This is a genomic window from Promicromonospora kroppenstedtii DSM 19349 (assembly GCF_000515355.1).
GTDB classification, from domain to species: domain Bacteria; phylum Actinomycetota; class Actinomycetes; order Actinomycetales; family Cellulomonadaceae; genus Promicromonospora; species Promicromonospora kroppenstedtii.
Genome location: NZ_KI911649.1, coordinates 101,234 through 110,232, shown reverse-complemented (window position 1 = coordinate 110,232; position 8,999 = coordinate 101,234). Strand labels below are relative to the sequence as shown.

Below are 8,999 nucleotides of genomic sequence, written 5' to 3'. Positions count from 1 at the left end.
GCCCTGGCCGGACCGGCCGCGGCCGCCCTGGCGCTTGGGCTGCCCCTGGCGGGCCGGCTGCTGCGGGGCCGGCGGCACGTACTCCACGTAGGGGGCGACCTCGCCCACCAGGCTGGTCACCGTGGCGTCGCCGGGGGCCACGTCCTGGGGACGGGCGGTGATCTTCGCCTTGCGGGTCAGGTCACGCACGTCGCCGCGCTCCTCGGGGAGCATGAGGGTCACGACGTCGCCGCCGGAGCCCGCGCGCGCCGTCCGCCCGGAGCGGTGCAGGTACGCCTTGTGCTCGGCGGGCGGGTCCACGTGCACCACGAGCTCGACGTCGTCGACGTGGATGCCACGGGCCGCGATGTCGGTCGCCACGAGCACCTTCACCTCACCGGACGAGAACGCGGCGAGGTTGCGCTCGCGCGCGCCCTGACCGAGGTTGCCGTGCAGGTCGACGGCGGGCACGCCCGCGGCGGTGAGCTGCTTGGCGAGCTTCTTGGCCTGGTGCTTGGTGCGCGTGAACAGCACGCGGCGGCCGGTGCCCTGCGCGAGCTGCTGCACCACGTTCTTCTTCGCGTCCTTGTCGGCCACGGCGAGGATGTGGTGCGTCATCTGCGGCGGCGGCGCGGCGGCGTCGTCCACGGAGTGGGTGACGGGCTGGTGCAGGTAGCGCTTGACCAGCACGTCCACGCCGTTGTCGAGCGTGGCCGAGAACAGCAGGCGCTGCGTGCGCGCACCGGTCTTGTCGAGGATGCGCTTCACGCCGGGCAGGAAGCCGAGGTCGGCCATGTGGTCGGCCTCGTCGAGCACGGTGATCTCGACGTCGTCCAGCGTGAGGTGTCGCTGGCCCAGCAGGTCCTCGAGCCGGCCGGGGCACGCGATGACGATGTCGACGCCGGCGTTCAGCGCGGTGACCTGGCGCGACTGCGCCACGCCGCCGAAGATCGTGGTGGTCTTCAGGCCGAGGGCCTGCGCGAGCGGCGCGATCGACTCGTCGATCTGGTTGGCCAGCTCACGCGTCGGGGCCAGCACGAGGGCGCGGGGCCGGCCCGCGGCGCGGCGAGGCTGCCCCGAGGCGGCGGAACGAGCGCCGGACATTGCGAGGCGCGTCACGACGGGCAGGGCGAACGCGAGGGTCTTGCCGGAGCCGGTGCGGCCGCGGCCGAGCACGTCGCGCCCGGCGAGGGAGTCCGGCAGGGAAGCCGTCTGGATGGGGAACGGCGAGGTGATGCCGCGGTCCGCCAGGACGCGCACGACGGGCGCGGGCAGACCGAGGTCGGCAAAGGTAGTCAAGGATGGGCCTCTCGGGCTCGGTGGCGGCGCGTCTCGCGCCGGTGGTCCGCCGTGCTCACACCGGCGGGAGAGTTGCTCACCCGGGCCGGGGCCACGACGTCGGGCAGCCTGTGCCGCCCACGACCGTACATTCTCGCACGTTCGGGAGCAGGTGGCTGCGGCGCACGTCACGTCCGGTGTGGTTCTATGTGGCGCATGGATTCCGCAGCGACCAGCTCCGCCGGACCGTTCGCCGCCATCGGCGACGTGATCGGCACAATCTGGACCAACGCGGTCACCCCGGTCGACCCCCCGTCAAACCTCATGGTGCTGGCCATGGCGGCGGTCGCCCTGGCCGTCGTGCTCTTCCGGCCCCTGTGGCACATGGCGCGGCACGTGATCACCATCGCGCACGAGGCGTCGCACGGCCTGGGCGCCCTGCTGACCGGCCGCAAGCTCGAGGGCATCCGGCTGCACTCCGACACCTCGGGCCTGACCGTGTCGCGCGGGAAGCCGCGCGGCCCGGGCATGGTCATCACGGCGTTCGCGGGCTACGTGGGCCCGGGTCTCATCGGCCTCGGTGCCGCGTGGCTGCTCAAGCTCGGCTACGCCGTGGGCCTGCTGTGGCTGCTCGTGGCCCTGCTCGCGCTGCTGCTCCTGCAGATCCGCAACTGGTTCGGCCTCTGGTCGATCCTCGTGAGCGGTGCGGCCCTCGTGTTCGTCACGTGGTTCCTGGCGCCCGAGGTGCAGAGCGCCGTCGCCTACGCCGTCACCTGGTTCCTGCTGCTCGGGGCGGTGCGGCCGGTGTTCGAGCTGCAGGTCCAGCGGTCGCGCGGCCAGGCCCGGACCTCGGACGCCGACATGCTCGCCCGCCTGACCGGCGTGGGCGGCCTGCTCTGGGTGACGCTCTTCCTCCTTGTGACCCTCGGTGCCCTGGCGCTGGGCGGCTCGTGGATCCTCGGGGTGGCGCTCTGAGGGGTACGCCGCGCCGAACCGCCTGACGCCGCCGCGCACGACGAAGGCCCCCGGAAGACCACCTGGCAGGTGGCCGCGGGGGCCTTCGCGGTTCGACGCCCGACGGGAGGGCGCCGGAAGGTCACGCCGTGGGCGTGAGCACGAATCCCGGACCCTCGGCGCGCGGGTCCGCGTCCAGGGTCAGCGTCTCCAGAGCAGGTGCTGCCTGCGCCTCGACGAACACGTTGGTGGAACCCGAGGCGTCGACGACCTGGTCGTCGGGCTGCGGGGCCGGAACCAGCGCGAGCTCGAAGTTCCCCGGCTGGTCGGCCGCCTGCGCGATACGCAGACCACCCTCGACCGGCACTCCGGCCTGCTGAGCGAGGTCCTGGACGGCGGTACGAGCGTTGTCAGTCACGGTGAGCACGATGAGCTCCTCACATTGGTTCTCGTGGTCCCGTCCACCGAACCAAGCCCTCCCGCTCACCGCAAGCGTGAGACGCATTTAACCCGATATCTCCCACTGGCTGGGACAGCGGATGACAGGCGTCGCCACAGGCCCTATGGTGCCCCGCGCGGAGGGCCGCACCAGCATCCGGGAGCTGACCGGTAGGCTTTCGTCTCGCGCCGCCCGCATGCCGGGCACGCGGGCCTCTAGCTCAACTGGCAGAGCAGCGGACTTTTAATCCGCGGGTTCCGGGTTCGATCCCCGGGGGGCCCACCGTCTCCTCACGCCACCCATTCGTCCTGGCAGGACACCCCGGCCCGGTCGTACGTTGGGTCGCGATGAACCTCGGACGCGCCCACCTGATCGATCCCCAGCTCCTGCCCCTCGTCGAGCCGACCAGCGAGTTCTACGCGAACCGCCCGGCCGGAAGAGGCCCGGCCAACATGGAAGAGCTCCTCGCCGCGCAGGCGCGGCTCAGCGGCCCCGCCCCGGCGGACCCGCCGGCGGGCGAGGAGATCGCGAGCGCCAGTGGCCGCAGCGTCCCCGTGCGGATCCACGAACCGGTCGACACGCCGAGCTCCGGTGTCGTCCTCCAGCTCCACGGCGGCGGGTTCTACATGGGCACGGCGGCCGGCGACGACGTCCGCAACCGGAGGCTTGCCGACGCGCTCGGTGTCACCGTGATCGGCGTCGACTACCGCCTGGCCCCGGAGCACCCGTGGCCCGCGGCCCCGGACGACTGCGAGACCGCCGCGCTCTGGATCACCGAGCACCTGGCGGAGCGCTTTCGGACCAGCAGGTTCGCGATCGGCGGGTTCTCCGCCGGCTCCACGCTCGCGGTGACCACGCTCCTGCGCCTCCGGGACCGGGGAGTGACCGCCGTCGACGCGGCCGTGCTCCAGTTCGGAACCTACGACCTCAGCGCGCGGACCCCGGCCGGTCGCCTCATCGCCGACGAGTTCTTCATAGCGGCGTACGCCGGCGATGCCCCGGACCGCACCGCCCCGGACCTCTCGCCGGTCTACGCCGACCTGGCCGGCCTGCCGCCGGTCCTCATGGTCGTCGGTGAGGCGGACATCCTGCTGGCGGACAACCTCGCCATGGCAGCGCGCCTCTCGGCGGCCGGCGTCGACGTCGACCTCTGCCTCTACCCGGACGCCCCGCACGCGTTCACGGGGCACCCGACCTCCATGGCACAGGCCGCGCTGGACGACATCCACTCCTGGCTCGAGGGGTTCCTCGGTCCGCGCTAGGCAGCCGGGCCCGTCGCCCCGGGCGGCCTCGCGCGGCAGTTATTTCCCGCAATCCGCCTCCGCCATGCGAAAAAGGTCGCCCGCGCCCCTCCACAGAAGACTCTTACGCCGCACATAGTCTGGCCTGTACCGTAGTCGCCCACCCGAACGCCGAGGGGCCCACATGGCACAGCTAGACCGTCGCACATTTCTGGCAGGCGCCGCCGTGGTCGCATTCGACCCGGCCGACTCCCGGTGGCTGAACAGCCTCCCGGAGAACTCCACCGCGATTCAGCTCCCCCATCTCGACGGCCAGCTCGTCACCGACGAGGACGCCCTCACCGAGGCCGCCACCGACTACGGACACCTGGTGCACGACCGCCCCCGCGCGGTCCTGCGCCCCGGTTCGGTCGCCGACGTCGTGACCCTCGTGCGGTTTGCCAACGAGCACGGGATCGTCGTTGCCGTGCGCGGTCAGGGCCACTCGACGTTCGGCCAGGCGCAGGCCGAGTCCGGCGTCGTGATCGACTCGCGCACCCTCGCCACGGTCCACGAGATCACGCCCGGCCACGCCGTCGTGGACGCCGGCGTCCAGTGGCTCGACCTGGTACGTATAACGCTCAAGGACGGCATCGCACCCCCGGTGAGCACGGACTACCTGGGCCTCTCCGTGGGCGGGACGCTCTGCGTCGGCGGCATCGGCGGCGCCTCCCAGCACCACGGGATGCTCGTCGACAACACGCTCGAGCTCCAGGTGGTCACGGGCGACGGCCGGCTGGTCACCTGCTCCGCCGACCACGAGCCCGAGCTGTTCGAGGCGGTGCTCGGCGGGCTGGGCCAGTTCGCGATCATCGTGCGCGCGACGGTCCGGCTGGTGCCCGCGCCCACCATGGCGCGCGTCTACACGCTCACCTACCCCCGCGTCACCGACCTGACCGCGGCCCAGCGGACCGCGCTGGCCGACGGCCGCTTCGACTACCTGGAGGGCCAGCTCGTCCCGACGGACGACGACGACTTCGCCTTCGTCCTGGAGGGTGGCTCCTGGTACACGGCCCAGCCGCCCGACGACGAGGCGGTGCTGGCCGGCATCGAGCCCAGCGGCGTCGACGTCGTGGACGTGCCGTACTTCGAATGGCTGAACCGGGTCTACGAGACGGTGGAGCAGATCGAGGCGCTCCGCCTGCCCGGGCCCTGGCTCAACGCCTTCCTCCCGGACGCCGCCACCGACGAGATCGTCACGGAGCTCCTCACCACGCTCACCCCGGCCGACGCCGGCGGCGTCGCCCTGCTCTACCCGGCGCGGAGCTCGCTCATCACCCGGCCCCAGGTGCGGGTCCCGGCCGGCGAAGTGTTCTTCCTGCTCGCGCTGCTGCGCGCGGTGAGCCCGCCCGACGACGCCGAGGCCGAGCGTCTGATCGCCGACAACGACGCGCTCTACGCCCGGGTGCTCGCCGCCGGGGGCACGCAGTACCCGGTCAACGCCCTGCGCCTGACGCCCGCCGGCTGGCGCACCCACTACGGGGACCGCTGGCCGGCAGTGCTGCGCGCCAAGGACCGCTTCGACCCGCGCGGCGTCCTGACGCCGGGGCAGGGCATCTTCGAGCCGCTCAGCAGAGCGCCTGGTACTCCTTGAGCCCTTCGACCGTCGAGGCGACGTCGAGCTCGATCTGCTCCTGCGTGCCGTCGTCGAGGGACTTCTGCAGCTGCAGGAACGGGACCCGTACTTTCTGCACCGGGCCCTGGAACTCCTCGGGCACATGGGACTCCAGGCGCCCGAGCTCCACCGCGATCGCGTGCATCTGATCGGCCGCGGCGGCGTCCAACCCGTCGCTCGCCCCGACGAGCGCGGTGCCGATGCGCTCCTCGAGCGTCTTGTCGCCCTTGACGTACATGGCGGCGCACGCCTCGTTCACGTCGAGGGGCGCGTCCCGGTCGTCCGCGGTCGCGGTCGCGCCTCCCGACTGCGTCGCGCCCGTTCCGCCGTCGGCCGCCGGGTCCTCGCCGTCGGCGGAGCAGCCGGCAAGGACTACGAGGAGGAGCGCCGCGGCGGCGAGCGCCCCGCGGGCGCGGGTCGCGCGCGGTGCAGGTCGAACCATGGCGCACATGTAACCACCTGGCGCTGAGAATCTGCATCCGGCGGGTTTCGCGCGGGTGGCCGACACGGCGCCCTTGGGGCCGCGTGGTGAACGGTCCTGGAACTCTCCTCGAATTCGCACCGGGGCGCCCGGGAGGCCCCCGTGAGCGGCTAACGTGGCGAGCAGAGCCGCAGATCCGGAGGTCAGCATGGCCGCTCGTCCCGCAGTCGTCGCCCACCGTGGGTACTCCGCGGTGGCACCGCAGAACACCCTCGCCGCCATCGAGGCCGCCTGCCACGCGGGCGTGGACTACGTCGAGATCGACCTTCAGCCCACCGCCGACGGCGTGGGCGCGGTGATCCACGACGAGACCGTGGACGCCACCACCGACGGGACCGGCAAGGTCTCCGCCCTCACCGCGCAGGAGGTGCTCGGGCTCGACGCCGGGGCGCACTTCTCGCCGGCCTTCTCGGGACAGCACGTCCCCACGCTCGGCGAGGTGCTCACCGTGCTGGCCCGGCACCCCGGGACGGACCTGCTGCTGGAGCTCAAGGGCGCATGGGACGCCGAGCAGGTCGAGCGGGTGGTGGCGACCGTCGACGCCGCCGGCTTCGACGGCAGGGTCCTGGTCCAGAGCTTCTGGCCGGGCACGGTGGCCACGGTGCGCGACGTCGCACCCCACCTGCCGGGCGGCCTGCTCGTGTCGTTCGACCCGCCCGGGCTGCTGCGCCTCTGCGAGCGCCTCGGTGTGGTCGCCTGCAACCCGTCGGTAGCCACGATCGCGGGCAGCCCGCGCATGGTGTCCCGCCTGCACGCCGCAGGCCTGCGGGTCATGTCGTGGACTGCGAACGACCCGGCGGCGTGGACCACGCTAGTGACCGCCGACTCCGGCGTCGGCGTGGACGGCATCATCACCGACCGGCCCGAGCGCCTGACGGGGTGGCTCGCGGGCCGCACCGGTCAGGCCGCGGCCCTGCCCGTGCCCGGCAGGGGCGGCATCCGCCTCCGCGGACGGCGACCCGCCCCGGCGCGGCGACTGGCCGTGGGCGGGGCGTAGCCCGTCAGGACCGGTGCAACCAGCCGTGCAGGCGGCGGGTCACCCAGGGCAGCACCCAGTACGCCATGATCGGCGTGAGGATCAGGGTCGAGACCAGCACCTTGAGCACCAGGGGTACGTCGTCCCAGCCCGGCACCAGGTAGGTGAACAGGGCGGTGAACAACAGGTTCACCGGGAAGAACCCGAGCCAGATGCTGGTGGCCTGCTTCCAGCGAGGCGGCACGACGACGGCAGCGACGTCGGCCGGCTCGTCCACCCGCGTCGGGTCCTCGAACCAGCCCTCGATGCCCGTGCGCTGCTGGTAGCGCAGTTCCTCGACGAGGCCGGTGCCCTGCGCGAGCCAGTCCCGCCGCTCGGCCGACTGCTCCCAGGCGGCGAGCCGCTCGGCGTCGGCGAACCGGTAGAGCATGTGCCAGTCGCGGGATCCCTCGGCGGCGCGGATCCAGCCCGAGCCGAGGAACCCGTCCCAACGGTTGGCGAGGTTGACGCCCGACTGCACCCAGCGGGTGACCTCGGGGACGTGCTCGGGGTGGACGATGCGATGGATTGACACGGTCACGGGTTGTCCGGCGGGGGTGGGCACGGATCCGTTCGCGGCCTGATCGTGATGGGCCATGCCCGAAGTCTGATACATGGCCTCGAACGCCTCAATGTGAGCGCGCACACCCCGGGTTGTCCCGCCTTCACCGCTGGGGCACGTTCTCTGCGCGGTTTTTGTGAGGCATACCTCTGGTCGGGGGGTTACGCAACTCGTGGACGGTCGTTCAACATTAAAGCGTTGCCGCGAAGAACTCCCCCTGGGCCTTCGAGCCGGGTTCTTCGCGGCAACCGCCATGACCCGCGCCCTGACGCGCGCCGTGGCCAGACAGCAGCCGGAGCATCCTTCACCGTCCCCCGAGGGCAACTCCCCTCGCGGTGTCGGCGTGCCCAGCCGCGGAACGGAAGCCAGCGTGCCCCAGACGCCGAACCCCGTCGTGCACACCGCGCGTCTTGTCCCTGCCCCCGAGCCCATGGAGCGCCCTTGAGGCCCGGAGAGCACACCCTCGTCCCCCGTCGCACGCGGCGCCCGGGCGCTCAGGGTGCTCACGCCGCCGTCCCGGCCGCGGGGCACACCGCACGATCCAGCCGGATGGTGCGCCGCTCGTCCTTCGCGGTCGCGGCGGCACTCACCACGGTGGCCCTGACCACCACGGCCGCAGTCAGCTTCGCCGGTGACGGCGGCGACGCCGTGGCGTCCGCCGCCGAGAAGGTCGCCCAACCGGCCGCCCAGCCCGTCGCCATCACCAGCGCGGTCGCCACGGACCCCGAGGTGCGGTCCGCCTCCGAGAAGGCGGACGCCGTCCTGACGGACGCCGACTACGTCACCCAGGAGGGCGACCTCAACTCCAAGGAGCGCCGGAAGCTCCGGGCAGCGACCCGGGAGCTCAGAGGCTTGGTGAGCCAGGCTCGCGACGCCGCCGTCACCGCGACGGCGCTGCGGCAGAACACGCCCGCCTCCCGGAGCACCGAGCGCGCGTCGCTCGCCGACCGTGCGGCCGACGCCTCGGCCGGGAGCGCCACCACAGATGACGTCGCCCGGGACACCGCGGCGGACGCCACCGATCCGACGAACCTGGCCGTCGCGGCCGCGGGTGTCACCCCGCTCGGCGGGCAGCAGACCGAGAGCCTGCCCATCCTCGCCACCCCGCTCGCCGACTCGGTCGTGAGCACCGAGGCGGCGCAGGATTCTGAGCAGGCGGAGCCGGCCGCCGACACCGCGGACACCGCGGACACCGAGGGCGCCGCGGAGAGTGCGGCGGCAGCGCCGTCGGCCGACAAGATCGAGAAGGTGACGACGTCGCTCCAGCGGCTCATCACCAGGACCGATGGCGACGCCGTCGTGTCGGTCAAGGCGGGCCCCACCCCCGAGGAGATCGCCGCGGCGCGCAGGGCGGTGCTGGAGGCCCGCGCCGACCGCGCGGCCGCACGCGCCGCCG

The 8,999-nt window shown here is 72.8% G+C and carries 9 protein-coding genes and 1 tRNA gene; 6 read left to right on the top strand and 4 right to left on the bottom strand.

Translation table 11 applies throughout. The annotated features are described in order from the left end of the window. Positions 1-1,278: DEAD/DEAH box helicase (locus PROKR_RS10060; RefSeq protein ID WP_036962761.1), on the bottom strand; the 1,278-nt coding region annotated here is incomplete at its 3' end. Positions 1,279-1,464: 186 nt separating this feature from the next. Here PROKR_RS10060 and PROKR_RS10055 point away from each other — a divergent pair. After that, entirely contained in the window at positions 1,465-2,232 is a 768-nt protein-coding gene (locus PROKR_RS10055; RefSeq protein ID WP_051432845.1) for a M50 family metallopeptidase, read from the top strand. Between the two features lie 121 nt (positions 2,233-2,353). On the opposite strand, the gene PROKR_RS10050 is transcribed toward PROKR_RS10055, so the two are convergent. Further along, the gene (locus PROKR_RS10050; RefSeq protein ID WP_020015769.1) at positions 2,354-2,638 is read right to left on the bottom strand and encodes an iron-sulfur cluster biosynthesis family protein; all 285 of its coding nucleotides are present in this window, start codon (positions 2,636-2,638) and stop codon (positions 2,354-2,356) included. Between the two features lie 221 nt (positions 2,639-2,859). Between PROKR_RS10050 and PROKR_RS10045 the strand changes: the two genes are divergently transcribed. The 3 genes from PROKR_RS10045 to PROKR_RS10035 all read left to right on the top strand — a co-directional run bounded on the left by PROKR_RS10045 (position 2,860) and on the right by PROKR_RS10035 (position 5,524). After that, positions 2,860-2,932 (top strand) — tRNA-Lys (locus PROKR_RS10045). A 65-nt stretch (positions 2,933-2,997) separates the two neighbouring features. Next, entirely contained in the window at positions 2,998-3,912 is a 915-nt protein-coding gene (locus PROKR_RS10040) for an alpha/beta hydrolase (RefSeq protein ID WP_036962680.1), read from the top strand. A gap of 163 nt (positions 3,913-4,075) precedes the next feature. Beyond that, positions 4,076-5,524 carry an FAD-binding protein gene (locus PROKR_RS10035; protein WP_036962678.1) on the top strand — a complete coding sequence of 483 codons (1,449 nt, stop codon included), beginning with the start codon at positions 4,076-4,078 and terminating at the stop codon, positions 5,522-5,524. On the opposite strand, the gene PROKR_RS10030 is transcribed toward PROKR_RS10035, so the two are convergent. Next, positions 5,499-5,987 (bottom strand): hypothetical protein, encoded by a 489-nt coding sequence (locus PROKR_RS10030; protein WP_036962676.1) that lies wholly within the window; start codon positions 5,985-5,987, stop codon positions 5,499-5,501. The genes PROKR_RS10035 and PROKR_RS10030 overlap by 26 nt on opposite strands. 187 nt (positions 5,988-6,174) lie before the next feature. On the opposite strand from PROKR_RS10030, the gene PROKR_RS10025 reads away from it, so the two are divergent. Continuing rightward, positions 6,175-7,023 carry a glycerophosphodiester phosphodiesterase gene (locus PROKR_RS10025; protein ID WP_051432843.1) on the top strand — a complete coding sequence of 283 codons (849 nt, stop codon included), beginning with the start codon at positions 6,175-6,177 and terminating at the stop codon, positions 7,021-7,023. 4 nt (positions 7,024-7,027) lie between these two features. On the opposite strand, the gene PROKR_RS10020 is transcribed toward PROKR_RS10025, so the two are convergent. Further along, positions 7,028-7,582, bottom strand: coding sequence for an antibiotic biosynthesis monooxygenase (locus PROKR_RS10020; protein ID WP_245605779.1), 555 nt, complete (start codon positions 7,580-7,582; stop codon positions 7,028-7,030). Positions 7,583-8,152: 570 nt separating this feature from the next. Here PROKR_RS10020 and PROKR_RS34495 point away from each other — a divergent pair. Beyond that, positions 8,153-8,999, top strand: an 847-nt coding sequence (locus PROKR_RS34495; RefSeq protein ID WP_211240091.1) for a hypothetical protein, incomplete at its 3' end; no start/stop codon positions are given.